This is a genomic window from Clavibacter lycopersici (assembly GCF_003576405.1).
Taxonomy (GTDB): Bacteria; Actinomycetota; Actinomycetes; order Actinomycetales; family Microbacteriaceae; genus Clavibacter; species Clavibacter lycopersici.
The window spans coordinates 34,099-59,640 of sequence record NZ_QWGT01000001.1; the positions used below are offsets into that span (position 1 = coordinate 34,099).

General features: G+C 71.0%; 26 protein-coding genes. 14 read left to right on the forward strand and 12 right to left on the reverse strand.

What is annotated here, in order from left to right; translation table 11 throughout:
• Positions 1 to 21 precede the first annotated feature (21 nt).
• Together secG and DZG00_RS00140 are read left to right on the forward strand one after the other, a co-directional pair.
• The gene (secG, locus tag DZG00_RS00135) at positions 22 to 273 is read left to right on the forward strand and encodes a preprotein translocase subunit SecG (protein ID WP_012038429.1); all 252 of its coding nucleotides are present in this window, start codon (positions 22 to 24) and stop codon (positions 271 to 273) included.
• 11 nt (positions 274 to 284) lie between these two features.
• The gene (locus DZG00_RS00140) at positions 285 to 653 is read left to right on the forward strand and encodes an RNA polymerase-binding protein RbpA (RefSeq protein WP_043669577.1); all 369 of its coding nucleotides are present in this window, start codon (positions 285 to 287) and stop codon (positions 651 to 653) included.
• A 193-nt stretch (positions 654 to 846) separates the two neighbouring features.
• Here DZG00_RS00140 and pgl read toward each other — a convergent pair whose 3' ends face one another.
• The 6 genes from pgl to tkt all read right to left on the reverse strand — a co-directional run bounded on the left by pgl (position 847) and on the right by tkt (position 9,129).
• Entirely contained in the window at positions 847 to 1,617 is a 771-nt protein-coding gene (gene pgl, locus DZG00_RS00145) for a 6-phosphogluconolactonase (RefSeq protein ID WP_119381009.1), read from the reverse strand.
• The gene (locus DZG00_RS00150) at positions 1,614 to 2,612 is read right to left on the reverse strand and encodes a glucose-6-phosphate dehydrogenase assembly protein OpcA (protein WP_119381008.1); all 999 of its coding nucleotides are present in this window, start codon (positions 2,610 to 2,612) and stop codon (positions 1,614 to 1,616) included. Before DZG00_RS00150 ends, pgl begins: the two co-directional genes overlap by 4 nt.
• Complete coding sequence (zwf, locus tag DZG00_RS00155; protein WP_119381007.1) at positions 2,609 to 4,150, reverse strand: glucose-6-phosphate dehydrogenase; 1,542 nt, start codon at positions 4,148 to 4,150, stop codon at positions 2,609 to 2,611. Before zwf ends, DZG00_RS00150 begins: the two co-directional genes overlap by 4 nt.
• 38 nt (positions 4,151 to 4,188) lie before the next feature.
• Entirely contained in the window at positions 4,189 to 5,784 is a 1,596-nt protein-coding gene (locus DZG00_RS00160) for a glucose-6-phosphate isomerase (protein ID WP_119381006.1), read from the reverse strand.
• On the reverse strand, positions 5,781 to 6,896 hold the full coding sequence (tal, locus tag DZG00_RS00165) for a transaldolase (RefSeq protein ID WP_119381005.1): 1,116 nt from the start codon (positions 6,894 to 6,896) through the stop codon (positions 5,781 to 5,783). Before tal ends, DZG00_RS00160 begins: the two co-directional genes overlap by 4 nt.
• 142 nt (positions 6,897 to 7,038) lie before the next feature.
• Positions 7,039 to 9,129 carry a transketolase gene (tkt, locus tag DZG00_RS00170; RefSeq protein WP_119381004.1) on the reverse strand — a complete coding sequence of 697 codons (2,091 nt, stop codon included), beginning with the start codon at positions 9,127 to 9,129 and terminating at the stop codon, positions 7,039 to 7,041.
• Between the two features lie 172 nt (positions 9,130 to 9,301).
• Between tkt and DZG00_RS00175 the strand changes: the two genes are divergently transcribed.
• Positions 9,302 to 10,222 (forward strand): heme o synthase, encoded by a 921-nt coding sequence (locus DZG00_RS00175; RefSeq protein ID WP_119381003.1) that lies wholly within the window; start codon positions 9,302 to 9,304, stop codon positions 10,220 to 10,222.
• Positions 10,223 to 10,446: 224 nt separating this feature from the next.
• Here the strand turns inward: DZG00_RS00175 and DZG00_RS00180 are convergent, their stop codons facing one another.
• Positions 10,447 to 11,457 carry a COX15/CtaA family protein gene (locus tag DZG00_RS00180; protein WP_119381698.1) on the reverse strand — a complete coding sequence of 337 codons (1,011 nt, stop codon included), beginning with the start codon at positions 11,455 to 11,457 and terminating at the stop codon, positions 10,447 to 10,449.
• Between the two features lie 266 nt (positions 11,458 to 11,723).
• Here DZG00_RS00180 and sufB point away from each other — a divergent pair, with 266 nt between their 5' ends.
• From sufB to DZG00_RS00210, 6 genes are all read left to right on the forward strand, one after another.
• A complete protein-coding gene (gene sufB, locus DZG00_RS00185; protein ID WP_045528109.1) occupies positions 11,724 to 13,142 on the forward strand; it encodes a Fe-S cluster assembly protein SufB in 1,419 nt (472 codons plus the stop codon).
• Positions 13,143 to 14,360, forward strand: coding sequence for a Fe-S cluster assembly protein SufD (sufD, locus tag DZG00_RS00190; protein WP_119381699.1), 1,218 nt, complete (start codon positions 13,143 to 13,145; stop codon positions 14,358 to 14,360).
• Positions 14,357 to 14,677: a non-heme iron oxygenase ferredoxin subunit gene (locus DZG00_RS00195; RefSeq protein WP_119381700.1), complete on the forward strand. Its 321-nt coding sequence runs from the start codon at positions 14,357 to 14,359 to the stop codon at positions 14,675 to 14,677. Before sufD ends, DZG00_RS00195 begins: the two co-directional genes overlap by 4 nt.
• Positions 14,678 to 14,689: 12 nt before the next feature.
• Positions 14,690 to 15,460 (forward strand): Fe-S cluster assembly ATPase SufC, encoded by a 771-nt coding sequence (gene sufC, locus DZG00_RS00200; RefSeq protein ID WP_045528103.1) that lies wholly within the window; start codon positions 14,690 to 14,692, stop codon positions 15,458 to 15,460.
• Positions 15,457 to 15,792: a metal-sulfur cluster assembly factor gene (locus DZG00_RS00205; RefSeq protein ID WP_012299299.1), complete on the forward strand. Its 336-nt coding sequence runs from the start codon at positions 15,457 to 15,459 to the stop codon at positions 15,790 to 15,792. The genes sufC and DZG00_RS00205 overlap by 4 nt, the downstream gene beginning before the upstream one ends.
• A gap of 223 nt (positions 15,793 to 16,015) precedes the next feature.
• Entirely contained in the window at positions 16,016 to 17,614 is a 1,599-nt protein-coding gene (locus tag DZG00_RS00210; RefSeq protein ID WP_086513537.1) for an ABC-F family ATP-binding cassette domain-containing protein, read from the forward strand.
• A 47-nt stretch (positions 17,615 to 17,661) separates the two neighbouring features.
• Here the strand turns inward: DZG00_RS00210 and DZG00_RS00215 are convergent, their stop codons facing one another.
• The 3 genes from DZG00_RS00215 to DZG00_RS00225 are packed head-to-tail and all read right to left on the reverse strand — an operon-like array spanning position 17,662 to position 19,213.
• Positions 17,662 to 18,507, reverse strand: a complete 846-nt coding sequence (locus DZG00_RS00215; RefSeq protein ID WP_119381701.1) for an SURF1 family cytochrome oxidase biogenesis protein — start codon at positions 18,505 to 18,507, stop codon at positions 17,662 to 17,664.
• A complete protein-coding gene (locus DZG00_RS00220) occupies positions 18,504 to 18,761 on the reverse strand; it encodes a hypothetical protein (RefSeq protein ID WP_119381702.1) in 258 nt (85 codons plus the stop codon). The genes DZG00_RS00215 and DZG00_RS00220 overlap by 4 nt, the downstream gene beginning before the upstream one ends.
• Positions 18,758 to 19,213 (reverse strand): DUF3099 domain-containing protein, encoded by a 456-nt coding sequence (locus DZG00_RS00225; protein ID WP_119381703.1) that lies wholly within the window; start codon positions 19,211 to 19,213, stop codon positions 18,758 to 18,760. The genes DZG00_RS00220 and DZG00_RS00225 overlap by 4 nt, the downstream gene beginning before the upstream one ends.
• A 119-nt stretch (positions 19,214 to 19,332) precedes the next feature.
• Here DZG00_RS00225 and fabG point away from each other — a divergent pair, with 119 nt between their 5' ends.
• Positions 19,333 to 20,043, forward strand: a complete 711-nt coding sequence (gene fabG, locus DZG00_RS00230; protein ID WP_119381704.1) for a 3-oxoacyl-ACP reductase FabG — start codon at positions 19,333 to 19,335, stop codon at positions 20,041 to 20,043.
• A gap of 23 nt (positions 20,044 to 20,066) precedes the next feature.
• Positions 20,067 to 21,023: a phosphotransferase enzyme family protein gene (locus DZG00_RS00235; RefSeq protein ID WP_119455303.1), complete on the forward strand. Its 957-nt coding sequence runs from the start codon at positions 20,067 to 20,069 to the stop codon at positions 21,021 to 21,023.
• A 19-nt stretch (positions 21,024 to 21,042) separates the two neighbouring features.
• On the opposite strand, the gene serB is transcribed toward DZG00_RS00235, so the two are convergent.
• Together serB and DZG00_RS00245 are read right to left on the reverse strand one after the other, a co-directional pair.
• Positions 21,043 to 21,726 carry a phosphoserine phosphatase SerB gene (serB, locus tag DZG00_RS00240; RefSeq protein ID WP_119381784.1) on the reverse strand — a complete coding sequence of 228 codons (684 nt, stop codon included), beginning with the start codon at positions 21,724 to 21,726 and terminating at the stop codon, positions 21,043 to 21,045.
• Between the two features lie 14 nt (positions 21,727 to 21,740).
• Complete coding sequence (locus DZG00_RS00245; protein ID WP_119381783.1) at positions 21,741 to 22,982, reverse strand: glucose-1-phosphate adenylyltransferase; 1,242 nt, start codon at positions 22,980 to 22,982, stop codon at positions 21,741 to 21,743.
• Positions 22,983 to 23,028: 46 nt separating this feature from the next.
• Between DZG00_RS00245 and glgA the strand changes: the two genes are divergently transcribed.
• From glgA to DZG00_RS00260, 3 genes are all read left to right on the forward strand, one after another.
• Positions 23,029 to 24,213: a glycogen synthase gene (gene glgA / locus DZG00_RS00250; RefSeq protein WP_119381782.1), complete on the forward strand. Its 1,185-nt coding sequence runs from the start codon at positions 23,029 to 23,031 to the stop codon at positions 24,211 to 24,213.
• Positions 24,214 to 24,300: 87 nt separating this feature from the next.
• On the forward strand, positions 24,301 to 25,089 hold the full coding sequence (locus DZG00_RS00255) for an ABC transporter ATP-binding protein (RefSeq protein ID WP_119381785.1): 789 nt from the start codon (positions 24,301 to 24,303) through the stop codon (positions 25,087 to 25,089).
• Positions 25,090 to 25,222: 133 nt separating this feature from the next.
• Positions 25,223 to 25,477, forward strand: coding sequence for a type B 50S ribosomal protein L31 (locus tag DZG00_RS00260; protein WP_015490388.1), 255 nt, complete (start codon positions 25,223 to 25,225; stop codon positions 25,475 to 25,477).
• Positions 25,478 to 25,542: the final 65 nt, after the last annotated feature.

Here is a 25,542-nt window from a genome sequence, read left to right on the forward strand (position 1 = left end):
CGCGCACCCGAAAGGCCGCACGTGGAAATCCTCCAGGTAGTCCTGCAGGTGGTTCTGGGAATCACCAGCCTCCTGCTGACCATGCTCATCCTCCTGCACAAGGGGCGGGGCGGCGGTCTGTCCGACATGTTCGGGGGCGGCACGACGTCGAGCCTCGGCTCGTCCGGCGTGGCCGAGCGGAACCTGAACCGCATCACCGTCATCCTCGGCCTCGTCTGGGTCACGTGCATCGTGGTCCTCGGGCTGATCACCAAGTTCGACACCGGATTGTAGGGAGCAGCCACATGGCATCAGGAGGAAGCGCCATCCGCGGTTCGCGCGTCGGCGCGGGCCCCATGGGCGAGCAGGACCGAGGCTTCCACGCGGAGCGCATCTCGATCTCGTACTGGGACGCCCTCGGCAACGAGACCGTCCGTCACTTCGCGGCGAACCTGCCCGAGGAGGAGATCCCCGCGACCATCGACTCCCCGCAGTCGGGTCTCCCGGCAGGGCGCGACAAGGCCAACCCGCCGTCGGTCGCCAAGCTCGAGCCGTACAAGACGCACCTCGCGTACGTGAAGGAGCGCCGCAGCGAGGAGGAGGCGAGCCAGCTCCTCGAGGAGGCGCTGGAGCAGCTCCGCGCCCGCCGCGGCACGGTCAAGGCCACCAAGTAGGCCCACCCGCACGACGCCAGAACGCCCCCGTCCAGAAGGACGGGGGCGTTCTCGCGTCTCGCGGAACCGCGCCAGCCGGGCTGGCAGCTCGGAGGACGAGGCGCGTCGGCCCGCGGCGGTCGTCGCGGACGACGAAGGGCAGCCCCGGAGGACCGCCCTTCGTGCCGTGCGCCGACTCTCGCCGGCACCCGGGTCAGTACGTCGACAGCATCAGGTTCTCCGGCACGTCCGCCGCGGCCTCGCGGTCGATGAAGAACACGGTGCGCTTGCGCCCCTTGATGCCCGCGACGGGCACCTCGGTGCGGTCGGCGCCTGCCAGCGCGAGCCCGAGAGCGAACGCCTTGTCCGGCCCCGCCAGCACCATCCAGATGCGCAGCGACGAGTTCAGCACAGGCAGGGTCAGGGAGATGCGCTCCGGCGGGGGCTTCGGCGAGTTGCGCACCGGGATCACCGCAGTGTCCATCGTGCGGATGCCCTCGCTGTCCGGGAACAGCGACGCCACGTGTCCGTCCGGCCCGACGCCGAGGAACGTGATGTCGAAGCGGGGGAGCGAGGTGTCGCCGTTGGCGTGCTCCGCGAGCTCGGCGGTGTACGCCGCGACGGCCTCATCCAGCGTCTGCCCTGCATCGCTCGCGCCCATGGCGTGGACGTTCTCCGCGGGCAGGTCGATGTGGTCGAGCAGGGCCGTGCGCACCGTGGTGTCGTTCCGCTCGGGGTCGCCCTGGGGCAGCCACCGCTCGTCGCCGAACCAGAAGTGGACGCGGGTCCAGTCGACGCTGTCGCGCGCCGCGGACTCGTTGACGGCCGCGAGGATGCTCGGGCCGACCGTCCCCCCGGTGAGGACGACGTTGGCCGTCTCCTCCTCGTCCAGGATGTCGACGAGCTTCGTGAGGAAGCGCGCGGCGACGGAGCCGGTCATGGCCTTCTTGTCGGGGTGCACGAGCACCCTGCGGTCGTTCGTCATCGGTCTCCCGAGTCCTTCCGTGCGGTGGTGGACGCGGTGATGTACCCGTGGCCGGCGGTCGCCTGCTCGAGACCGTGACGGATCACGTCCCCGTAGAGCGAGTCGGGGTCGAGGCGCCGCAGCTCCTCGGCCAGGCAGTCGCGGAGGCTCCGGCGGGGGAGGCTCACATCGTGCGTCGGCTGGTTCGGCTGCTTGAGCGTCGCCACGTTGGCGATGGGGCGGTCGAGGTCGATGACGCCCGACGCGCGGTGGAGGCGCACGCCGTGGATCCCGCTCGAGCCGGTGGCCCGCGTGGTGACCTCGTGCAGCACCGGCACCTGCAGCTGCAGTCCCAGCCACGCGGCGAGCAGCACGGTGGAGGGGGAGTCGGCCGCGCCGGACACCTCCACCTTCGTGACGGGCTCGTACGGCGGCTGGTCGAGCACGGCGGCGAGCAGCGCGCGCCACAGCGTGAGGCGCGTCCAGGCGAAGTCCGTGTCGCCGGGGGCGTACGTCTCCGCCAGGTGCTGCAGGGCGACGCGCGGGTTGCTGCTCGTGGACGAGTCCGTGATGCGGCGCTGCGCGATGCGGCCGAGCGGCGACTGGCTGACGACCGCTGGGGCGTCGTGCGGCCACCAGGCGACGACCGGTGCGTCGGGCAGCAGGAGGCCCGTGACCAGGCTCTCCTCGTCCTCGGCGGCCGCGCCGTACACGCGGAGCACGACGACCTCGCTCGCGCCGGCGTCGCCGCCCACGCGGATCTCGGCGTCGACCCGGGCCGTCTCGGTTGTCGTCTCCCGGGCGGCTCCGCGCTCGGTCGAGATCACGATGACGCGCATGGGGTGCTCGCGCGACGCGTCGTTGGCGGCCTCGATGGCCTCCTCCTCGCTGCCGAGCGAGGTGGAGATCACGAGCGTCAGGACGCGGCCTAGGGCGACGGCGCCGCCCTCCTCGCGGATCTTGACGAGCGCCTTCGAGATCTTGGCGGTGGTGGTGTTCGGCAGATCGACTCTCATGGCCGCCTCCAGGTCCGTCCGTCGCGGGCGAGGAGCTCGTCGGCCGAGGCCGGCCCCCAGGTGCCCGGACGGTACTGCTCGGGCTGGCCCTGCGTGCGCCAGAATTCTTCGATGGGATCCAGGATCTTCCAGCTCAGCTCGACCTCCTGGTGGCGGGGGAAGAGCGGCGGGTCGCCGAGCAGCACATCGAGGATGAGTCGCTCGTACGCCTCCGGGCTCGCCTCGGTGAAGGCGTGGCCGTAGCCGAAGTCCATGGTGACGTCGCGCACCTGCATGCCCGCGCCCGGCACCTTGGAGCCGAAGCGGATGGTGACGCCCTCGTCGGGCTGCACCCGGATCACGAGCGCGTTCTGCCCGAGAGCCGACGTCTGGTCCTCCGCGAACAGGTTCTGCGGCGCGCGCTTGAACACGACCGCGATCTCCGTCACGCGGCGGCCGAGGCGCTTGCCCGCCCGCAGGTAGAACGGCACGCCCGACCAACGGCGCGTGTTGATGTCCAGGCGCATGGCGGCGTAGGTCTCGGTCAGGGACTCGGGGTCCATGCCGTCCTCGTCGAGGAAGCCCACGACCTCCTCACCGCCCTGCCAGCCGCCGGCGTACTGCCCGCGGGCCGTGGCGGTCGAGAGGTCCTTCGGCAGTCGCACCGCGGACAGCACCTTCTCCTTCTCGTCCCGGAGGCTCGACGCGTCGAACGCGACGGGCTCCTCCATGGCCGTGAGGGCGAGGAGCTGCAGGAGGTGGTTCTGGATGACGTCGCGCGCCGCGCCGATGCCGTCGTAGTACCCGGCACGACCGCCCACGCCGATGTCCTCGGCCATGGTGATCTGCACGTGGTCGACGTAGTTGGCGTTCCACAGGGGCTCGTAGAGCTGGTTCGCGAAGCGCAACGCCAGGATGTTCTGGACCGTCTCCTTGCCCAGGTAGTGGTCGATGCGGAACACCGAGTCCGGCGGGAAGACCGACTCGACCACCGCGTTCAGCTCACGGGCCGTCTTGAGGTCGCTGCCGAAGGGCTTCTCGATGACGACCCGGCGCCAGTGGCCCTCCTTCTGGTCCGCGAGGCCCGAGCGGCGGAGCTGCTCGGTGACCAGCGGGAAGGACTTCGGCGGGATCGACAGGTAGAACGCGTGGTTGCCCATCGTGCCCCGCTCGCGGTCGAGCTCCTCGGTGATGTCCTTCAGCGTCTGGAACGCCTCGTCGTCGTCGAAGGTGCCCTGCACGAAGCGGATGCCCTGGGCCAGCTGGCGCCAGACGTCCTCGTCGAACTTGGTGCGCGAGTACTGCTTGACGGCCTCGTACACGACCTGCTCGAAGTCCTGGTCCTCCCAGTCCCTCCGGGCGAAGCCGATGAGCGCGAAGCCGGGGGGCAGGAGCCCCCGGTTGGCGAGGTCGTAGACGGCCGGCATCAGCTTCTTGCGCGACAGGTCACCCGTCACGCCGAAGATGATGAGGCTGCTCGGCCCCGCGATGCGGTTCAGTCGACGATCCGACGGGATCCGCAGGGGATTGAATTCCGGGGTGATTTCCACCGGCGACATGTAACTCCTCGATCTGCCGGACGGATCCGGCGATGCGGTCATTCGAGCGTCGAGAGCAGGGCCCGGGCGTCCGTGGTGGGGTCGGTGAGGTTCAGGCGCAGGACCGGACGGCCGTGCTCGGCGAGCACGGTGGCGTCGCCGGCGGCCTGGGCCTGGATGAGCTCGCCGAAGGTGAAGGGGCGGTCGGGGATCGCGAGGTCCTCGGAGGCGTCCGCGGTGATCTGCAGGAACACGCCGACGGGGGTGCCGCCCTTGTGGAACTGCCCCGTGGAGTGCAGGAACCGGGGCCCCCAGCCGAACGTGACCGGGCGGCCGACCTTGCGGGCGACGGCGTCGCGGAGGCGCTCGAGCTCGGGGAGCGCGAGGCGGTCGACGAAGGCCTGCACGGCGACGTAGCCCGTGGGTCCGACCTGCGCGAGCAGGGCGTCGATGGCGGAGGACACATCGGTGGCGCCGTCGGTGACGTCGCTCGTGCCGCGGACCTCGATGCCGTCCGTCGTGACGACGGGCTCCTGGGGCGCGGGGCGGTCGTCGAGCAGGCCGCGCGCGGCGACCTTGGCGGCCTCCACGTCGGGCTGGTCGAACGGGTTGATCTCGAGCAGGCGGCCCGCGACCGCGACGGCGTACTCCCACGTGAGGATCTGCGCGCCGAGAGTCCCGCTGATGACGATCTCGCCCTCTGCCGCGTCGTGCGCGTCGACGTCGGCGACGAGCCGCGCGATCTGCAGGTCGGCGAGGCCGCGGCCGAGCTCGGGGGCGTCGGTCGGCAGCACGACGGGCAGCAGGCCCGTGCCGAGCTTGCCGGTCGACTCCGCGATGAGCTGCTCGACCCAGTCGCCGAAGCCCACGATGTGCGTGCCGTCGGAGACGATGCCGAGCTTGTCCTTCAGCGGCGACGTGCCGGCGATCGCGGCGCCGAGCACGAGGCCCGGGTTCGACACGTCGTCGACGGCGAGCTGCGCGGACGCGGCCTCCGCCTCGTCGAGCAGGCCGCCGATGTCGGCCCCGGCGAGGCCTGACGGGACCAGGCCGAACGCGGTCAGCGCGCTGTAGCGGCCGCCCACGTCGGGGTCCGCGTTGAACACGCGGTAGCCGTCGGCGCGGGCGGACTCGTCGAGCGGGGAGCCCGGGTCCGTCACGATGACGATGCGCGAGGTCGGGTCGATGCCCGCGTCGCGGAACGACTTCTCGTAGACGCGCTTCTGGCTGTCGGTCTCGAGGGTGGACCCCGACTTGGAGGAGATGACGACCGCGGTGCTGGCGAGGCGGTCGCCGAGGGCGGCGAGCACCTGGCCGGGGTCGGTCGAGTCGAGCACGGTGAGCTCGACGCCCGCGGTGCGGGTGATGACCTCGGGGGCGAGCGAGGATCCGCCCATGCCGCCGAGGACGATGTGGTCGACGCCCTGGCCGCGGAGCTCCTCGCGGAGCGCCGTGATCTCGGCGACCATGGGACGCGATACGGAGACCGCCTGCGTCCATCCGAGGCGCTTCGTCGCCTCCGACTCGGCGTCGGGACCCCACAGGGTCCCGTCGAGCCCGGTGATCCCGGACGCGACGTGCGCCTCCACGAGCGCGGGGACGTGGGTCTCGACGGCCGTGGCCGCCGCGCCGCTCAGCGCGATGCGCACGCTCACTTGGCGCCGTCCAGCGCGGTCGTGACCGTCTCGATGAGCTCGTTCCACGACACCTTGAACTTCTCGACGCCCTCGGACTCGAGGAGCTCCGTGACCTCCTTGTAGGAGATGCCGAGCTCGTCGACCTTGTTCAGCACCTCGTTCGCGGCGTCGTAGGAGCCGGTGATGGTGTCGCCCTCGATGACGCCGTGGTCGAAGGTCGCGTCGAGCGTCTTCTCCGGCATCGTGTTGACGACGTCCGCGGCGACGAGCTGCGTGACGTAGAGCGTGTCGGGCAGGTCCGGGCTCTTGACGCCCGTCGAGGCCCACAGGGGGCGCTGCTTGTTGGCGCCAGCGCCGAGGAGGCCCTGGGCCCGCTCGGACGCGAAGGACTGCTCGAACGCCTGGTAGGCGAGCTGCGCGTTGGCGACGCCGGCCTTGCTCTTGAGCGCGGTGGCCTCGTCGGTGCCGATCGCGTCGAGGCGCTTGTCGATCTCGGTGTCGACGCGCGACACGAAGAACGAGGCGACCGAGTGGATGGTCGACAGGTCGATGCCCGCGGCCTTGGCCTTCTCGAGGCCGGTGAGGTACGCGTTGATGACCTCGCGGTAGCGCTCGAGCGAGAAGATGAGCGTGACGTTGACGCTGATGCCGGCGCCGATGACCTCGGTGATCGCCTCGAGGCCCTCGCGGGTCGCGGGGATCTTGATCATGACGTTCGGCTCGGCGATCTTGTCCCACAGCTTGTGGGCCTCGTCGATGGTGGCCTGCGTCTCGTTCGCGAAGTCGGGGGAGACCTCGATGGAGACGCGGCCGTCGAAGCCGGCGGTGCGGTCGTACACGGGGCGGAAGATGCGCGCGGCCTCGCCGACGTCGCGGGTGGTGATCTCGAAGACCGCGCGGTCGACGTCGGCGCCGTCGGCCGCGAGCTCGCGGACCTGGGCGTCGTAGGCCTCGCCCTTGGCGAGGGCCGAGGCGAAGATCGTGGGGTTCGTCGTGATGCCGACGACGTCGCGCTCGGCGATCACCTTCTCGATGCCCTTGGCGTCGATGCGCTCGCGGGACAGGTCGTCGAGCCAGATGCTGACGCCCGCGGCGGAGAGCTGCGCGGTGGGGGAAGTGGTGTCGGTCATGTTGCCTTCTCCATGCTGGTTGTGAGGTTCGGTGGGGGAGGAGCGCACGCGTCGTGCGCTCCTCCCTGGTCCCGACCGGACGTGCCGGTCGGCGGGCCGGCGGGGAGCGGAGCAGCTCGGCCGCCCCGCTCCTCGTCAGCTTCTAGAGGGAGGCGATGGACTCCTTGGCCGCCTTCACGACGGCCTCCGTGGTGATGCCGAACTCGCGGTACAGGACCTCGTACTCGGCGCTGGCGCCGAAGTGCTCGATCGAGATGCTGCGGCCGTGGTGCCCGACGTACTGCTTCCAGGAGAGCGAGATGCCCGCCTCGACGGAGACGCGCGCGGCGACCGCCTCGGGGAGCACGTGCTCCTTGTACGCCGCGTCCTGCTCCTCGAACCACTCGAGGCTCGGGGCGCTGACCACGCGGGCCTGGACGCCCTCGGCAGCGAGGGCGTCGCGGGCCTCGACGGCGAACTGGACCTCGGAGCCCGTGGCGATGAGGATCACGTCGGGGGTGCCCTCGGTGTCGGCGAGGATGTAGGCGCCCTTGGCGACACCGGCGGCCGAGGCGTACTCGGTGGCCGTCGCCTCGCCCGCGCCGCGCTCCAGGACCGGGAGGTTCTGGCGCGACAGCGCCAGGCCCGCGGGGCCCATGCGGCGGGTGAGGATCGTCTTCCACGCCTGCGCGGTCTCGTTGGCGTCCGCGGGGCGGATGACGTCGAGGCCCGGGATGGCGCGGAGGCTGGCGAGCTGCTCCACCGGCTGGTGCGTCGGCCCGTCGCCGCCGAGGGCGACCGAGTCGTGCGTCCAGACGAAGATCGACGGCGCCTTCATGAGCGCGGCGAGACGGACCGCCGGGCGCATGTAGTCGCTGAAGATGAGGAACGTGCCGCCGAAGGGGCGCGTGTTGCCGTGGAGGACGATGCCGTTGAGGATCGCGCCCATGGCGTGCTCGCGGATGCCGAAGTGGAGCACGCGGCCGTAGGGGTCGCCCTTCCACATGTCGGTCGAACGCTCGGCGGGAACGAAGGACGGCGCCGACTCGATGGTCGTGTTGTTCGACTCGGCGAGGTCGGCGGAGCCGCCCCACAGCTCGGGCATGACCTCGGCGATGGCGTTGATGACCTTGCCGGACGCGGCGCGCGTCGAGACGTCCTTGCCCGCGGCGAACACCGGGAGCGCCTCGTCGAGGCCCTCCGGGGCGTCGCCGGCGAGGACGCGGTCGAGCAGCGTCTTGCGCTCGGGGTTCGCCTCGGCCCACGCGGCGAGCTTCTCGTCCCACTCGCGGTGCTGCTGCTGGCCGCGCTCGATCGCCTGCCGGGTGTGCTCGAGGACGCCGTCCGGCACCTCGAAGCTCTTCTCGGGGTCGAAGCCGACGATCTGCTTGACGGCCGCGAGCTCCTCGGCGCCGAGCGCCGATCCGTGGATCTTGCCCGAGTTCTGCTTCTTCGGGGAGGGCCAGCCGATGATCGTCTTGAGGATGATGAGCGACGGCTTGCGCGTCTCGGCCTTGGCGGCCTCGACGGCGTCGAACAGCTCCTGGACGTCCTCGACGTACTCGCCGGTCTTCTTCCAGTCGACGTGCTGCACGTGCCAGCCGTAGGCCTCGTAGCGCGCGGCGACGTCCTCGGTGAAGGCGATGTCGGTGTCGTCCTCGATCGAGATCTGGTTGCTGTCGTAGATCGCGATGAGGTTGCCGAGCTCCTGGTGCCCCGCGAGGGAGGAGGCCTCGGAGGTGATGCCCTCCTGCATGTCGCCGTCGCCGGCGATGACGTACACGAAGTGGTCGAAGGGGCTCTCGCCCGCGGGCGTCTCCGGGTCGAACAGGCCGCGCTCGTAGCGGGCGGCGTAGGCGAAGCCCACGGAGGAGGCGAGGCCCTGGCCGAGCGGGCCCGTGGTGATCTCGACGCCGTCGGTGTGGCCGTACTCCGGGTGACCCGGGGTCTTGGAGTCCCACGTGCGGAGGGCCTGGAGGTCCTCGATCTCGAGGCCGTAGCCGCCGAGGAAGAACTGCGTGTACTGCGTCAGCGAGCTGTGGCCCACCGAGAGGATGAACCGGTCGCGACCGATCCACGTGCTGTCGGAGGGGTCGCGGCGCATGACCTTCTGGAACAGGAGGTAGGCCGCCGGGGCCAGGCTCATGGCGGTGCCGGGGTGACCGTTTCCGACCTTCTCGACCGCGTCCGCGGCGAGGATCCGTGCGGTGTCGACCGCCTTGCTGTCGATGGGGTCCCATTGCAATGCTGCCACTTGGTTCTAGCCCTTCTGAAGATGGGGGAGGCCCAGCCGGACCGCCTATCAGTATATGGAACACCCACCTGGTCCTCGGTGTTCCGAGCCCGCCCGGACGCCCCCGGTCGGCTCGGCTCGCAGGGGCGGTGGCCTACCATGGGGAGGGAATGTCCGGCGAGTTAGAGGTGCGATGAACGTTGCGGTGCAGAGTCGGGTCGATCGGGAGACGATCGGCGTGGCGAGGAAGACCAAGGCGTACGTCGCACTGACGAAGCCGCGCGTCATCGAGCTCCTGCTCGTGACCACCGCGCCCGTCATGATCCTCGCCCAGGGCGGGTGGCCGAACCCGTGGCTGATCCTCGGCGTCCTCGTCGGCGGCACGCTCAGCGCCGGCAGCGCCAACGCCTTCAACTGCTACATCGACCGCGACATCGACCGCGTCATGAAGCGCACGCAGCGCAGGCCCCTGGTGACGGGGGAGCTCACGGATCGCGAGGCCCTCGTCTTCGCGTGGATCATCGGCGTCGCCAGCATCATCTGGCTCGGGGTCATCTCCAACTGGCTGGCCGCGGCGCTCTCGCTCGCCGCCATCCTCTTCTACGTCTTCGTCTACACGCTGTGGCTGAAGCGCCGCACGCCGCAGAACATCGTCTGGGGCGGGGCCGCGGGCTGCATGCCGGTCCTCATCGGCTGGGCCGCCGTCACGGGGGACATCTCCTGGGCGCCCGTGATCCTCTTCATGATCGTCTTCCTCTGGACCCCGCCGCACTACTGGCCGCTGTCCATGAAGTACCGCGACGACTACGCGTCCGTCAACGTGCCGATGCTCGCCGTAGTGCGCGGGCGCGCCGCCGTCGGTCTGCAGACGATCCTGTACGCCTGGGCCACGCTCGCCTGCTCCCTGCTGCTCATCCCGGTCGCCGGCATGGGCCTCGTCTACACGCTCGCGGCCTTGGCTGGCGGCGGCTGGTTCGTCTACGAGACGCACCGCCTGTACGACCTGGCGGTGCGGCACGAGCCCATCAAGCCGATGCGCGTCTTCCACGCGTCCATCTCGTACCTCTCGCTGCTCTTCCTCGCGGTCGGCATCGACCCGCTCCTGCCCTTCTGATCCCCGAGGCCGTCGTCGGCCGCGATGCGTCGACCCGGCCGGTCCACCTCGCCGTCGGCCCGACTCGGCCCCGGACCCTCGCGGGACGGTCGACAGGGACGGTCGACAGGGACGGCGACCGCTGAGGGCCCCCCGTGCGCCCGGCCGGAGCGGTGTCGGAGCCCGGACGCGACGACGCCCGCCGCGAGCGCTGCTCGGGCGGGCGTCGACGGGACGGACGGGGATCAGCCCACGTGGGCGGAGCGCCGCACCTCCGCTGGCGTGAGGCGCAGGCTGTCCGCGCGCCGCGTCGTGCTGAGCAGCGTGGCGGTCATCGCGGAGGCGAGCAGGCAGGCGAGCACCATGTGCAGCCCCACGAGGAACTCGGGGAGCCCGGTCCGGGCCTGGATGAGGCCCACGGCGATCTGGACGACCTCGACCGCGAGCAGCACCCGGGTCCACCGCGAGACGGCCGTCCACCGGTTCCGCGCCGCGATCACCACGAGGGCGATGGTGAGGCCGAAGGTCGCGTACGCCGGCCAGCTGTGGACGTGCTGCAGGAGCTCGGGGTCGAGCCCGTTGCGCGCCGCGCCCTGGTCGCCCGCGTGGGGGCCGGACCCGGTCACGACGATGCCCACGAGGATCGTGATGCCCACGACGACCGCGGTGATGCGCGCGAGGGCCGCGAACGAGGACGGGACCGACCGCTCCGCCTCGTCGAGCGGGTGGTAGGTGCGCCACACCAGCACGGTCGACAGCACGACGAGCACCACGGACACCACGAAGTGAAGGCCGACGACGTACGGGTTCAGCCCGGTGAGGACGGTGATCCCGCCGATGACGCCCTGGGCGGGGATGCCGAGGCCGATGGCGAGTGCGATCGAGAACAGGCCGCGTCCGCGGTTCCGGAGCCGCAGCACGGCGAGGAACGTGGCGATGGCGACGATGACCAGCACGAAGGTGAGCAGGCGGTTGCCGAACTCGATGATCCCGTGCACGCCCATCTCGGGCGTCGAGACGAAGGAGTCGGCGGTGCACCGCGGCCACGTCGGGCAGCCGAGCCCGGAGCCCGTGAGCCGGACGAGCCCGCCGGTGCCGACGACGAGCGTCTGCACGGCGAGCGTGGTCCAGACGAGGATCCGCGTGGCGCGGGTGATCCCGTCCGGCAGCCGCTCCCGCAACCGCCTCCCGACCATGAGGGTCTGACCTAGCACGCTCCCACTGGGAGACTGCCCCGCATCGGTGCCGTGAGTCACTGCCTGCCTTCCGTGCCCGCTGGATTGCCCGTAGAATCGGGTGGTTCATGGAACACGTCGGGTCTTGCAGCATCCGGCACGTCAGCGAGGACGGCGGGAACAAGTCCACCCGCGTTCGTGTTCATCCTAAGAGGGGTGCGAGGCGTGAAGCCGCCGCATCCCTGAGACCCACAGTCTTCCCCCCGTCACCGAAGCGGCCTCGCCGTGCGGGGGGTGCATGCCGATACGGCGCTGATACGCCCAGATCGTCAGGAAAGCAGGTAGCCATGTCAGATGTGCTCATCGACCGACCGGAGCTCGAGAGCCTGGGGCAGTACGAGTTCGGCTGGTCCGACTCGGATGTCGCCGGTGCCTCGGCCAAGCGCGGCATCTCCCCGCAGGTCGTCGCCGACATCTCGCGGCGCAAGGACGAGCCCGAGTGGATGCTCGCCAACCGCATGAAGGGCTACGAGCTCTTCGGCAAGAAGCCCATGCCGACCTGGGGCGCCGACCTCTCCGGCATCGACTTCGACAACATCAAGTACTTCGTGCGCTCCACGGAGAAGCAGGCCCAGACGTGGGAGGACCTGCCCGACGACATCAAGAACACGTACGAGCGGCTCGGCATCCCCGAGGCGGAGCGCCAGCGCCTCGTCTCCGGCGTCGCGGCCCAGTACGAGTCCGAGGTCGTCTTCCACTCCATCCAGAAGGAGCTCGAGGACCAGGGCGTCATCTTCATGGACACCGACACCGCGCTGCGCGAGCACCCGGAGCTGTTCAAGGAGTACTTCGGCACCGTGATCCCCGCCGGCGACAACAAGTTCGCGGCGCTGAACACGGCCGTCTGGTCCGGCGGCTCGTTCGTGTACGTGCCCAAGGGCGTCCATGTGGAGATCCCGCTGCAGGCGTACTTCCGCATCAACACCGAGAACATGGGCCAGTTCGAGCGGACGCTGATCATCGCGGACGAGGGCAGCTACGTCCACTACATCGAGGGCTGCACCGCCCCCATCTACAAGTCCGACTCGCTGCACTCCGCGGTCGTCGAGATCATCGTGAAGAAGGACGCCCGCGTCCGCTACACGACCATCCAGAACTGGTCGAACAACGTCTACAACCTCGTGACCAAGCGCGCGACGGCGGCAGAGGGCGCGACCATGGAGTGGATCGACGGCAACATCGGCTCCAAGGTCACGATGAAGTACCCCTCCATCTACCTCATGGGCGAGCGCGCCAAGGGCGAGACCCTCTCCGTCGCGTTCGCGGGCCCTGGCCAGCACCAAGACGCCGGCGCGAAGATGGTGCACATGGCGCCGTACACGCAGTCGTCGATCGTCTCGAAGTCCATCGCGCGCGGCGGCGGCCGGGCCGGCTACCGCGGCGAGATCCGCGTGGACGCCGCGGCGCACCACTCCGCCAACACCGTCCGCTGCGACGCGCTGCTGGTCGACACCATCTCCCGCTCCGACACGTACCCCGCGATCGACATCCGCGTCGACGACGTGCAGCTCGGCCACGAGGCCACGGTCTCGCGCGTCAGCGAGGAGCAGCTGTTCTACCTGATGAGCCGGGGCATGCCCGAGGACGAGGCCATGGCCATGATCGTCCGCGGCTTCATCGAGCCCATCGCCCGAGAGCTGCCCATGGAGTACGCGCTCGAACTCAACAAGCTCATCGAGATGGGCATGGAAGGATCCGTCGGCTAGATGACGACCCCACTCGCCACCACAGAAGCCCCCGTCCCCGCCGACCAGCACGGCAGCCGGGCGCACACCGACGGAGGGTGGGCGGCAGTCCCCATCCAGACCCGCTCCGAGCGCTTCACGTCCACGGACGTCGAGGCGTTCGACGCCGTCACCGGCCGTGAGGCCGTCTGGAAGCTGACGCCCGTCCGCAAGCTCGACGACCTCACCTCCGGGGAGCTCGACGGCTCGCGCTACCCGCTCACGCACAGCGACGCCGCGGGCACGTCCGTCTCCTGGATCCCCCGGGACGACGCGCGCGTCGGCACCGCGGGGGCTCCCGAGGACCGCGCCCAGGCCAACGCCTGGTCGTCGTTCGGCGAGGCGCTCGCGATCGACGTCTCGGGGGAGGAGCGCGTCACCGTCACGGTCGGCCGCTCCGAGCTCGGCTCGACGCCCCGCGCGGCGCACACCGTCATCACGGCGGCGCCGTTCAGCCGCGGCGTGGTCATCCTCGACAACGGCGGATCGGCGTCCCTCGTCGAGAACGTCGAGATCGTCGTCGGCGACCAGGCCGAGCTCACGGTCGTGACCGTGCAGCAGTGGGACGACGAGGCGCGCCACCTCGCGGCGCACCAGGCCGTCGTCGGCCGCGACGCGAAGCTCAAGCACGTGGTGGTGACGCTCGGCGGATCCATCGTCCGGGTCAACCCGTCGGCCCACCTCTCGAACGAGGGCGCCGACGGCGAGCTGCTCGGCGTGTACTTCGCGGACGCGGGCCAGCACCTCGAGCAGCAGGTGTACGTCGACCACGACGCCCCGAACACCCGCAGCCGGGTCACCTACAAGGGTGCCCTGCAGGGGAAGGGCGCCCGCACGGTCTGGATCGGCGACGTCCTCATCCGCCGCTCGGCGCCCGGCACCGACAGCTACGAGCAGAACCGCAACCTCGTCCTCACGGACGGCACGCGGGCCGACTCGGTCCCGAACCTCGAGATCGAGACCGGCGACATCGCCGGCGCCGGTCACGCGAGCGCCACGGGCCGCTTCGACGACGAGCAGCTGTTCTACCTGCAGGCCCGCGGGATCACGGAGGAGGAGGCCCGGCGCCTCGTCGTCCGCGGGTTCCTGAGCGAGATCGTCCAGCAGATCGGCGTCCCCGACCTCGAGGAGCGGCTGCAGTCCGCCATCGAGGCCGAGCTCTCCGCGTCCGGCGCCGTGGCCGGGGCGGTCGCGCGATGACCGCGGTCCGCATCTGCGCCGTCGACGACCTCGGCGAGAACGAGGCCCTCCGCATCGAGATCGAGGGCCTCGCCATCGCGCTGGTCAAGGACTCCTCGGGCACGGTGCACGCCATCGGCGACACCTGCACGCACGGCGACATCTCGCTGGCCGAGGGCTTCGTCGAGGGCGACACCCTGGAGTGCTGGGCGCACGGGTCCAAGTTCTCCCTCGAGACGGGCAAGCCGCGCACGCTGCCGGCCTACGAGCCCGTCCCCGTCTACCCCGTGTCCATCGTGGACGGCGACATCCACATCGACACCACCCCGAAGAGCTAGAGGAACGCACCGATGTCAACACTCACCATCACCGACCTGCACGTCAGCGTCGACACCGAGCAGGGCCGCAAGCAGATCCTCAAGGGCGTCGACCTCACGATCAACGAGGGCGAGATCCACGCGATCATGGGCCCCAACGGCTCCGGGAAGTCCACCCTGGCGTACACGATCTCGGGTCACCCGAAGTACCACGTCGACTCCGGCTCGATCACGCTCGACGGCGTCGAGGTCCTCGACATGACGGTGGACGAGCGCGCCCGTGCGGGGCTCTTCCTCGCCATGCAGTACCCGGTCGAGATCCCCGGCGTCACCACCACCAACTTCCTCCGCACAGCGAAGACCGCGATCGACGGCGAGGCCCCGGCGATCCGCGGCTGGATCAAGGACGTCCGCACCTCCATGGCGGCGCTCAAGATGGATCCCGCGTTCGCAGAGCGCAACGTCAACGAGGGCTTCTCGGGCGGCGAGAAGAAGCGCAACGAGGTCCTGCAGCTCGAGCTGCTGAAGCCGAAGTTCGCGGTGCTCGACGAGACCGACTCCGGCCTCGACGTCGACGCGCTCAAGATCGTCTCCGAGGGCGTCAACCGCGCCAAGGCGAACACGGGCCTCGGGCTCCTGCTCATCACGCACTACACGCGCATCCTCCGCTACATCCAGCCCGACTTCGTGCACGTCTTCGTCGCGGGCCGGGTCGCCGAGCAGGGCGGCCGCGAGCTGGCCGACCGGCTCGAGGAGGAGGGCTACGACCGCTTCCTCGCTCCCTCCACGACGGTGACGGCGTGAGCACGCAGAGCACGCTGACCCCGCAGAAGTTCGACGAGGTCGAGGAGGCGCTCAAGGACGTCATGGATCCCGAGCTCGGGATCAACGTGGTCGACCTCGGGCTCATCTACGACCTGGCCTGGGACGACGAGAACGACGCCCTCATCATCCACATGACGCTGACGTCGGCGGGCTGCCCGCTCACGGACGTGCTCGAGGAGCAGACGGCCGAGGCGCTGGACGGCGTGGTGGCCGCGTTCCGCATCAACTGGGTGTGGATGCCGCCGTGGGGCCCCGACCGGATCACGGACGACGGCCGCGACATGATGCGGGCCCTCGGCTTCTCCATGTGATCCGCGTCACGACCCGCTCGTCCACGACGGCCCCACCCGCTCCGGGTGGGGCCGTCGTCGCGTGGCCGTCCGCCGCGAGGAGGGTCGCGGAGCCGTCGTCTCGTACACTGGACGGGTCGGGTCCGATGGACGCCCTCGACCGACCGGGCTCGACCCCCTCTGCTGCGGGTCGCCCACCTCCCACGGACCGTGGGACATCCGCTGATCAGAAGGACCTCTCACCGTGCTCGCTGTACACGACCTGGAGCTGCGCGTCGGCGCCCGCGTCCTCATGGAGGACGTCTCGTTCCGGGTGAGCCCGGGGGACAAGATCGGCCTCGTCGGACGCAACGGCGCCGGCAAGACCACGCTCACGAAGATCCTCGCGGGGGAGGGCCAGCCGACGGGCGGCCGCATCGACCGCTCCGGCGAGATCGGCTACCTCCCGCAGGACCCGCGCTCCGGCAACCCCGAGGACCTGGCGCGCACGCGCATCCTCGACGCCCGCGGGCTCGGCACGCTGTCGCTCGACATGCAGCGCGCGATGCTCGACATGGCGTCCACGGACGAGAAGGTCTCCGCGAAGGCGATGAAGGACTACGGCCGGCTCGAGGAGCGCTTCGTCGCGCTCGGCGGGTACGCGGCCGAGGCCGAGGCCGCGTCGATCGCGAGCAACCTCAGCCTGCCCGACCGGATCCTCGACCAGCCCCTCAGCACGCTCTCCGGCGGTCAGCGCCGCCGCATCGAGCTCGCGCGGATCCTGTTCTCCGGCGCCGACACGATGCTCCTCGACGAGCCCACCAACCACCTCGACGCCGACTCGGTCACCTGGCTCCGCGAGTTCCTCAAGGGGTACCAGGGCGGGCTGATCGTGATCAGCCACGACGTGGAGCTCGTGGGCGACACCGTGAACCGCGTCTTCTACCTCGACGCGAACCGCATGGTCATCGACATCTACAACATGGGCTGGAAGCACTACCAGCGCCAGCGCGCCGCCGACGAGGAGCGCCGCAAGAAGGAGCGCGCCAACGTCGAGAAGAAGGCGGGCGTCCTCCAGCTCCAGGCGGCGAAGTTCGGCGCGAAGGCGTCGAAGGCCGCGGCCGCCCACCAGATGGTGCGTCGCGCGGAGAAGATGCTGTCCGGGCTCGAGGAGGTGCGCGCGGTCGACCGCGTCGCCAAGCTGCGCTTCCCGGAGCCCGTCGCCTGCGGGCGCACGCCGCTCATGGCGAGCGACCTCAGCAAGAACTACGGCTCGCTCGAGATCTTCACTGCCGTGGACCTCGCCATCGACCGCGGCAGCAAGGTCGTGATCCTCGGCCTCAACGGCGCGGGCAAGACGACGCTGCTGCGGATCCTCGCGGGCGTCGACCAGCCCGACACCGGCCGTCTCGAGCCCGGCCACGGCCTGCGCGTCGGCTACTACGCGCAGGAGCACGAGACCATCGACGTCAAGCGGAGCGTGCTGGAGAACATGGTGTCCTCCTCGCCCGACATCTCGGAGATGGAGGCGCGCCGCGTGCTCGGCTCGTTCCTCTTCACGGGCGACGACTCGGCGAAGCCCGCCGGCGTGCTCTCGGGCGGCGAGAAGACGCGCCTGGCGCTGGCGATGATCGTCGTGTCCGGTGCCAACGTGCTGCTGCTCGACGAGCCCACCAACAACCTCGACCCGGCGAGCCGCGAGGAGATCCTCGGGGCGCTCAACACGTACTCGGGTGCGGTGGTGCTGGTCAGCCACGACGCGGGTGCGGTCGAGGCGCTGAACCCGGAGCGGGTGCTCATCATGCCGGACGGCACCGAGGACCACTGGAGCCCGGACTACATGGAGCTCATCGAGCTGGCCTGAGGCTCACCGCGTCCGCGGACGGTCGCGGCGATTACCGTCAGCGCGCCTCAGCGCGCCTCGTCGAGGATGCGGTCCTCGACGTCGGCGTCCGACGGCTGCTTCCTGGCGCGCTTGGCCTGACGGGCGCGCTCGCGGTCCTGCTCGTCGGGGTCGTCCTGGTTGATGATGCGGTACTCGTTGCGGATCGCGACGCCGAGCCCGACGAACGCGATGATCGCGAAGACGATCCACTGGAAGGCGTACGACAGGTGCGGACCCTCGTCCTCCTCGGGGCGCGGCGTCGCGAACGGCGCGGCCTCCGCGGGGGCGGGGTCCTCCGAGATGAGCAGGCCGTAGGCGCCCGTGAACGTCGGCGACCCGACGCGGTCCGCGATGTCGGGCAGGTTCACGGTGGCGATCTGCCCCTCGGGCGCCGAGCGTCCCGGCAGCTCCGGCTCGCCGGCCTTCAGCCTGGCGGTGACCGTGACCTCGCCGGCGGGCGCCGCGGGGACGGAGTCGGGGGAGTCCTGCGAGTTGCCGATGGGCACCCAGCCGCGGTCGACCACGAACACCCGTCCGTCGTCGAGCCGGAGGGGCGTGAGGACCTCGAAGCCGGGCTGCCCGTTGAAGGGACGGTTGCGGGCCAGCAGCTGCTCATCGACGAGGTAGGTGCCGGTCATCGTGACCGGGGTCCACTTCTGCGTGTCCACGTAGGCCGAGGTGTCGGCGAGCACCTGGTCGACGGGCTGCGGAGCGCGGTCCCAGTTGTCCTCGACCTTGGCGATCTCGGCGAGGGCCTCGTCGCGTCGGGCGAACTGCCAGTGGCTGAGCAGGACGCACGCGATGGCGAAGACGACGGCGACCAGGAGGTAGCCGGCCCACCTGCGGTTGAGGACGAAGCGCCAGCGGCTCACGCGATCGCCCCCTCGACGGGCGCGTCGATCGCTGCCACGCGCACCGGGAAGTCGCGGCCCGCGAGGAAGTCGCGCAGGAAGCCGACGTGCTCGTCGCACGCGGTCCACGTCTTCACCCGGTCGGGCGTGTGGATCCGGGGATTCCGCCACTCGACGCGCCAGCCGGCGTCCGCGCGGCAGCCGGCCCGCGAGCACTCGACGACATCGGACGACGGCCCGGCGGATCCGAGGCCCCAGGAGGCGAGCCCGTTCACGCGTCGGTCGGGGTGTCGGGGGCCGTCGGCGTGCCCGCGTCCGACGACCGCGCGTCGGATGCGGGGGTGGGCTCGGGTGCGCGCCCGGTCTCGTACGTGGTGAATGGCTCGGGCGTCGTGAACGGCTCGGACGCGCGGAAGGGCTCCGAGGGCACGTACGGCTCGGCGGGCGGCGGGAATCCCGAGTGGCGCGCCGACACGACGACCACGCCGCCCGGCCGCTCGACCGCGGTGCCCTGGTTGCCGCCCACGTTCGCGAGGATGACCGCGAAGTACGGAAGCACGATGGCTCCGATGGCGGCGACAGCCAGCCACCAGCCCTGCAGGAAGAGGCACGACAGGATGCAGACCATGCGGATGCTCATCGCGATGGTGTACTTCACCATGCGGGCGTGGCGGTCCTCCTGCGGGGACCGGGGGAGGCTGGTGACCGACTGCTGCGGAGCTGGCATGCGTGGATGGCGTCCTTCGAGGGAGCGACGCGCTCCCCATCGAGACCAGGGTACGCCGCGCCACCGATAGGCTCGTCCGCGTCCGCAAGCCCCCTCCAAGCCGTAATGGAAGGTCCCCCATGAGCACCGCACGCACCGTCGTCGTCACCGGAGGCAACAGGGGGATCGGGTACGCGATCGCCGAGGAGATGCTGCGCCGCGGACACCGCGTCGCCGTCACCGCGCGGTCCGGCCAGGGCCCCGATGGCTCGCTGACGGTGCGCGCCGACGTCACCGACGCCGCGTCCGTCGACGCCGCGTTCACCGAGGTCGAGGGCGCGTACGGACCCGTCGAGGTCGTCGTCGCCAACGCCGGCATCACGCGGGACATGCTGATGATGCGGATGAGCGACGACGACTTCACCGAGGTCGTCGACACGAACCTCGGCGGCGCGTTCCGCGTCGTCAAGCGCGCGTCGAAGGGCATGCTCAAGGCGCGCTTCGGCCGCATCGTCCTCATCTCCAGCGTGGTCGGGCTCTACGGCTCAGGCGGCCAGGTCAACTACGCGGCGTCGAAGAGCGGCCTGGTGGGCCTCGCCCGCTCGGTCACGCGCGAGCTCGGCGGTCGCGGCATCACGGCGAACGTCGTCGCGCCGGGCTTCATCGAGACCGACATGACCGCGGAGCTCCCCGAGGCGACGGCGGCCGAGTACAGGAAGTCGATCCCGGCCGGCCGCTACGGCACCGCCGCCGAGGTCGCGGGCGTCGTGGCGTGGGTCTCCTCGGACGAGGCCGCGTACATCTCGGGCGCCGTGATCCCCGTCGACGGCGGCCTCGGCATGGGCCACTGACGCCGCCCGCCGAGGAGACCGCCGTGTCCGACCTCCTGGCGGCCTGGGACACGGGTCCCGCCGCGCTCACCGAGCTGGGGGCCACGCACAACCACGCCTACCGCGTCGACGTCGACGGGGGATCCCGCTACCTCCTGCGCCTGCACGTGGCGCGCCGGAAGCAGCACGAGATCGACCTGGAGCTCGACTGGCTGGACATGCTGGCCGGGCGCGGCGGCCCGTCCGTGCCCGAGCCGCAGCGCACGCGCGACGGGACCTGGACGGCGACCGTGGAGGCCGCTGTCCCGGACGACGACGAGGTCGGCCTCCGCCGCGCGGTCGTGGGCGCGTCCGGCGAGCGCGTCGAGCGGCGGCTCGCGAGCCTGCTCACGTGGCACGACGGGGAGATGCTGAGCAGCCTGCCCGCCACGTCGGACGCGGGCCCGTTCGCGGAGACGCTCGCGTCCCTGCACGCGGCGGGCGCGGACCCGGCCGCCGTCGCCCTCGCGGGGCAGCGCCGCCGCTACGACGCGGACTACGCGACCGTCCGCCTGGAGCGCCTGGTCGAGGGGTACCCGGGGATCATGGCCGACGGCTCCACCGCGGACGCGCTGGCCGGCGCGATCGCGGAGCTCCGCGCCACGCTGGCGGAGGCCGGCCCGCCGATCATGGTGCACGGCGACTACCACCCGGGGAACCTGATCCAGGGGCCGGCGGGCGTCTCCGTCATCGACTTCGACCGATGCGGCCTCGGGCCGGCGGGGCTCGACGTCGCCGCGGCGATCATGTACCTCGCACCCCGCCAGCGGGCGCAGTTCCACCGCGCCTACACGGCGGCGGGCGGCAGCACGGGGGTCCCGGACGAGCGCTTCGGCGCCTTCATCTTCCTGGCGTACCTCGACAACGTCACGCACCTCGCGAGCCTGCCGTCCGAGCGGGAGCGGATGCCGGCGAACATCGCGCAGCTCGCGGCGATCGCGCGGGCGGTCGTCGCCGGCTGAGGTCGCGGGCCGCGACGGATCAGCGGGGCAGGCCGAGCAGCGCGAGCACCTGCGCGAGGTCCCGGCGGTCGACGCACACGTCGGCGCGCCGGCGGACGGCGGGCTTCGCGTCGAAGGCGACCGAGAGGCCCGCGACGGCCATCATCTCGAGGTCGTTCGCGCCGTCGCCCACCGCCACGACGCGCGAGAGCGGGATCCCCAGCTCTCGGCTCCACTCCTCGACGGCGGCCCGCTTCGCGGCGGCGTCGATGACCGGACCCATGACGCGACCCGTGAGCCGGTCCTCGGACGTCTCGAGCCGGTTCGCGCGCCACCGGTCGAGCCCGAGGCGCTCGGCCAGCGGATCCAGCAGCTCGTGGAACCCGCCCGAGACCACGGCGACCACGTGGCCGCTTTCGTGCAGCCCGGCGACGAGCCGCTCCGCTCCGGGGGTGAGGCGGATTCGTGCGCCCACCGCCGCGTGGACCGACACGGGCAGCCCGGCGAGCGTCGCGACGCGCGACCGCAGGCTCTCCGCGAAGTCCAGCTCGCCGCGCATCGCGCGGTCCGTGACGGCGGCGACCTCGTCGAGCGACCCCGCCTCGGCGGCGAGCAGCTCGATGGCCTCGTCCTCGATGAGGGTCGAGTCCACGTCGAGCACCACGAGCATGCGCGGGAGGACGCGGGGGACGGGGGGCGCCGACGAGGCGACGGGCGCCGTCATCGGGCGGATCGCGCTCACGGGGTGACGCGCACGCCCTTGCCGACGACCGTGATGCCGCCCTCGGTGACGGTGAAGCCGCGGGCGCGGTCGCGGTCGTGGTCGACGCCGACCGATGCGCCGGGCTCGACCTCCACGTCCTTGTCGAGGATGGCGCGCGTGATGACCGCGCCCGCCCCGATGTGCACCTTGTCGAACACGATGCTGTCGACGATGCGGGCGCCCGACTCCGCGATGACCCAGGGTCCGAGCACGCTCCGCTCGACGTGAGCGCCGCTGATGACGCCGCCGAGCGAGGTGATCGAGTCGATCATGGTGCCCGTGTTGCCCTGCGCGTCGCGGACGAACTTCGCCGGCGGGCTGTTGAGCTGCTGGCTGAAGATCGGCCAGTCCTTGTTGTAGAGGTTGAAGACCGGCAACGCCGAGATGAGGTCCTGGTGGGCGTCGAAGAACGACTCGATCGTGCCGACGTCGCGCCAGTAGTAGCGGTCGCGGTCGTTGGCGCCCGGCACCTCGTTGCGGTTGAGGTCGTAGACGCCGGCGTTCCCCTGCTCGACGAACCACGGGACGATGTCGCCGCCCATGTCGTGCGCGGACTCGGCGTTCTCGCCGTCGCGGCGCACGGCGTCGATGAGCTGGTCGGTGTCGAAGACGTAGTTGCCCATCGACGCGAGCACCTCGCCGGGGGAGTCGTCGAGGCCCTGCGGGTCCTTCGGCTTCTCGAGGAAGGCGCGGATGGCGTAGGGGTTCGCCGGATCCACGTCGATGACCCCGAACTGGTCGGCGAGCTCGATGGGCTGGCGGATCGCCGCCACCGTGGCGCCGTGGCCGGACGCGATGTGCGCGTCGATCATCTGGCTGAAGTCCATGCGGTACACGTGGTCGGCGCCGACCACGACGACGATGTCGGGCTTCTCGTCGTTGATGAGGTTGAGGCTCTGCAGGATGGCGTCGGCCGACCCGCTGAACCAGCGCTTGCCGAGGCGCTGCTGCGCGGGCACCGACGCGATGTAGGAGTTGAGCATCTGGTTGAGGCGCCAGGTCTGCGACACATGGCGGTCGAGCGAGTGCGACTTGTACTGCGTCAGCACGACGATCTGCGTCAGCCCCGAGTTGATGAGGTTGGACAGCGCGAAGTCGATGAGCCGGTACTGCCCGCCGAAGGGGACGGCGGGCTTGGCCCGATCCGCGGTGAGGGGCATGAGCCGCTTGCCCTCGCCGCCGGCGAGCACGATTCCAAAGATCTTCTTCGATGCCATTGCTCCAGCGTAGATGCACGTCGGGGCATGTACTAGCGTTCGACCAATGCGAGCAGACGTGATCACCAAGGAGTATCCGCCCGAGGTCTACGGGGGTGCCGGAGTGCACGTCACCGAGCTCGTGAAGGCCATGCGGCAGCGGACGGAGGTGGTCGTCCGGGCATTCGGGGCGCCGCGCGACGAGCCGGGCGTCTTCTCCTACCCGGTCCCCGCCGAGCTTGGCGGTGCCAACGCGACGCTGCAGACGATGGCCGTCGACCTCGCCATCGCGAGCGACGTGGCGGGCGCCGACGTCGTCCACTCGCACACCTGGTACGCGAACCACGCGGGCCACGTCGCGTCGATGCTGCACGGGATCCCGCACGTCGTCACCGCGCACAGCCTCGAGCCGCTGCGCCCCTGGAAGGCCGAGCAGCTGGGCGGCGGCTACCGCGTCTCCAGCTGGATCGAGCGCACCGCGTACGAGGCGGCCGACGCCGTCATCGCCGTGAGCGACGGCATGAAGCGCGACATCCTCCGCTCGTACCCGGCGCTCGACGAGGCGCGCGTGCACACGGTCTACAACGGCATCGACCTGGAGTCGTGGGCTCCCGTGCACGACGACGAGCTCGTGCGCTCGCTCGGCATCGACCCGTCGCGGCCCTCGGTCGTGTTCGTCGGCCGCATCACCCGCCAGAAGGGGCTGCCCTACCTCCTCCGCGCGGCCGCGCTCCTCCCCGCCGACGTGCAGATGGTGCTGTGCGCGGGCGCGCCCGACACCCCGCAGATCATGGAGGAGGTCACGGCGCTCGTGCGCGGCCTGCAGGAGGAGCGCTCGGGCGTCGTGTGGATCGACCGCCTGCTGCCCCGGCGCGAGCTGTCCGCCGTGCTCACCGCGGGCACCGTGTTCGTCTGCCCCTCGGTCTACGAGCCGCTCGGCATCGTGAACCTCGAGGCGATGGCGTGCGGCGCGCCGGTGGTCGGCACCGCGACGGGCGGGATCCCGGAGGTCGTCGACGACGGCGTCACCGGCCGGCTCGTCCCCATCGACCAGGCCACCGACGGCACGGGCACGCCCACCGACCCGGAGCGGTTCGTCCGCGACCTGGCCGACGCGCTCATCGAGGTGGTGCAGGATCCGGCGACGGCCCGCCGCATGGGCGAGGCCGGCCGCCTGCGCGCCGAGCGCGAGTTCGGCTGGGACCGCATCGCCCGCCAGACCGAGGCGATCTACGCGTCGATCCTGCGCTGATCGCACGGGCGACGGACGCCGTCCGCGCGGCCCCGCGCATCCCACGACCGGGCGGCGCGCGGGGTCCGGGCCGGTAGACTCGTGCGCATGAGCCACGTCCTCTCCCTGTCCGGAGTGTCCTTCGTCCGGAACGGGACGACCATCCTCGACCAGGTGGAGTGGACGGTGGACGGCGACGAGCGCTGGGTCGTCCTCGGCCCGAACGGCGCCGGGAAGACGAGCCTGCTGCAGATCGCCTCCGCCATGGCGCACCCGTCCTCGGGCACCGCGACGGTGCTGGACCACGAGCTCGGGCGGGTCGACGTGTTCGAGCTGCGTTCGCGCATCGGCTTCGCGTCCACCGCGATGGCCCGCCGCATCCCCGCAGACGAGACCGTGCTCGACGTGGTCCTCACCGCGGCGTACTCGGTCACCGGCCGCTGGAACGAGGACTACGAGGACATCGACGTGCGCCGCGCCCAGCGCGTGCTCGCCGAGTGGCGCCTCGGCCACCTCGAGCAGCGGAGGTTCGGCACGCTGAGCGACGGCGAGCAGAAGCGCGTGCAGATCGCGCGCTCGATCATGACCGACCCCGAGCTCCTCCTCCTCGACGAGCCGGCCGCGAGCCTCGACCTCGGCGCGCGCGAGGAGCTGCTGCAGCTGCTCGGAGGCTACGCGTCGGCGCCCGAGGCGCCCGGCATCGTCATGGTCACGCACCACGTCGAGGAGATCCCGCGCGGCTTCACGCACGCCCTGCTGCTGCGCGAGGGCGCGGTCGTCGCGGCCGGTGCGCTCGCGGACGTCATCACGGCGGAGAACCTCGGCCGCGCCTTCGGCCTCGAGCTCGAGGTCACGCACGACGACGGCCGCTTCACGGCCCGCGCCGTCCGCTCCTGAGGACGCCGCGCACGCACCGGCGCGCCGGCCCGTTCCCGGCACCCGTCTGGTAGGCTCGTCCACTGGTCCGGTGATCATCCCGGGCACCCACGCTTCCCACGCAGAAAATCGAACCGACGAAGGACACTCCCCGATGAAGACCGACATCCACCCCCAGTACGCCCCCGTCGTCTTCCGCGACCTCGCCTCCGGTGCGACCTTCCTCACGCGCTCCACCGTGGGCAGCTCGAAGACCATCGAGTGGGAGGACGGCAACACGTACCCCGTCATCGACGTCGAGATCTCGAGCGAGTCGCACCCGTTCTACACGGGCAAGCAGCGCATCATGGACTCCGCCGGCCGCGTCGAGAAGTTCAACTCGCGCTACGCGGGCTTCGGCAAGAAGTAGCAGCTCCCGCTGCACCACGAAGGGCGCCCGGCTCCGGCCGGGCGCCCTTCGTCGTCCCCCGGGTG

What these genes read in the sequence shown, in the direction of transcription:
- DZG00_RS00140 (WP_043669577.1), top strand. Translation starts at nt 285, where the DNA reads ATGGCATCAGGAGGAAGCGCCATCCGCGGTTCGCGCGTCGGCGCGGGC.
- pgl (WP_119381009.1), bottom strand. Translation starts at nt 1,617, where the DNA reads ATGACGAACGACCGCAGGGTGCTCGTGCACCCCGACAAGAAGGCCATG.
- DZG00_RS00150 (WP_119381008.1), bottom strand. Translation starts at nt 2,612, where the DNA reads ATGAGAGTCGATCTGCCGAACACCACCACCGCCAAGATCTCGAAGGCG.
- zwf (WP_119381007.1), bottom strand. Translation starts at nt 4,150, where the DNA reads ATGTCGCCGGTGGAAATCACCCCGGAATTCAATCCCCTGCGGATCCCG.
- tal (WP_119381005.1), bottom strand. Translation starts at nt 6,896, where the DNA reads ATGACCGACACCACTTCCCCCACCGCGCAGCTCTCCGCCGCGGGCGTC.
- DZG00_RS00175 (WP_119381003.1), top strand. Translation starts at nt 9,302, where the DNA reads ATGAACGTTGCGGTGCAGAGTCGGGTCGATCGGGAGACGATCGGCGTG.
- sufB (WP_045528109.1), top strand. Translation starts at nt 11,724, where the DNA reads ATGTCAGATGTGCTCATCGACCGACCGGAGCTCGAGAGCCTGGGGCAG.
- sufD (WP_119381699.1), top strand. Translation starts at nt 13,143, where the DNA reads ATGACGACCCCACTCGCCACCACAGAAGCCCCCGTCCCCGCCGACCAG.
- DZG00_RS00195 (WP_119381700.1), top strand. Translation starts at nt 14,357, where the DNA reads ATGACCGCGGTCCGCATCTGCGCCGTCGACGACCTCGGCGAGAACGAG.
- sufC (WP_045528103.1), top strand. Translation starts at nt 14,690, where the DNA reads ATGTCAACACTCACCATCACCGACCTGCACGTCAGCGTCGACACCGAG.
- DZG00_RS00225 (WP_119381703.1), bottom strand. Translation starts at nt 19,213, where the DNA reads ATGCCAGCTCCGCAGCAGTCGGTCACCAGCCTCCCCCGGTCCCCGCAG.
- fabG (WP_119381704.1), top strand. Translation starts at nt 19,333, where the DNA reads ATGAGCACCGCACGCACCGTCGTCGTCACCGGAGGCAACAGGGGGATC.
- serB (WP_119381784.1), bottom strand. Translation starts at nt 21,726, where the DNA reads ATGACGGCGCCCGTCGCCTCGTCGGCGCCCCCCGTCCCCCGCGTCCTC.
- DZG00_RS00245 (WP_119381783.1), bottom strand. Translation starts at nt 22,982, where the DNA reads ATGGCATCGAAGAAGATCTTTGGAATCGTGCTCGCCGGCGGCGAGGGC.
- glgA (WP_119381782.1), top strand. Translation starts at nt 23,029, where the DNA reads ATGCGAGCAGACGTGATCACCAAGGAGTATCCGCCCGAGGTCTACGGG.
- DZG00_RS00255 (WP_119381785.1), top strand. Translation starts at nt 24,301, where the DNA reads ATGAGCCACGTCCTCTCCCTGTCCGGAGTGTCCTTCGTCCGGAACGGG.
- DZG00_RS00260 (WP_015490388.1), top strand. Translation starts at nt 25,223, where the DNA reads ATGAAGACCGACATCCACCCCCAGTACGCCCCCGTCGTCTTCCGCGAC.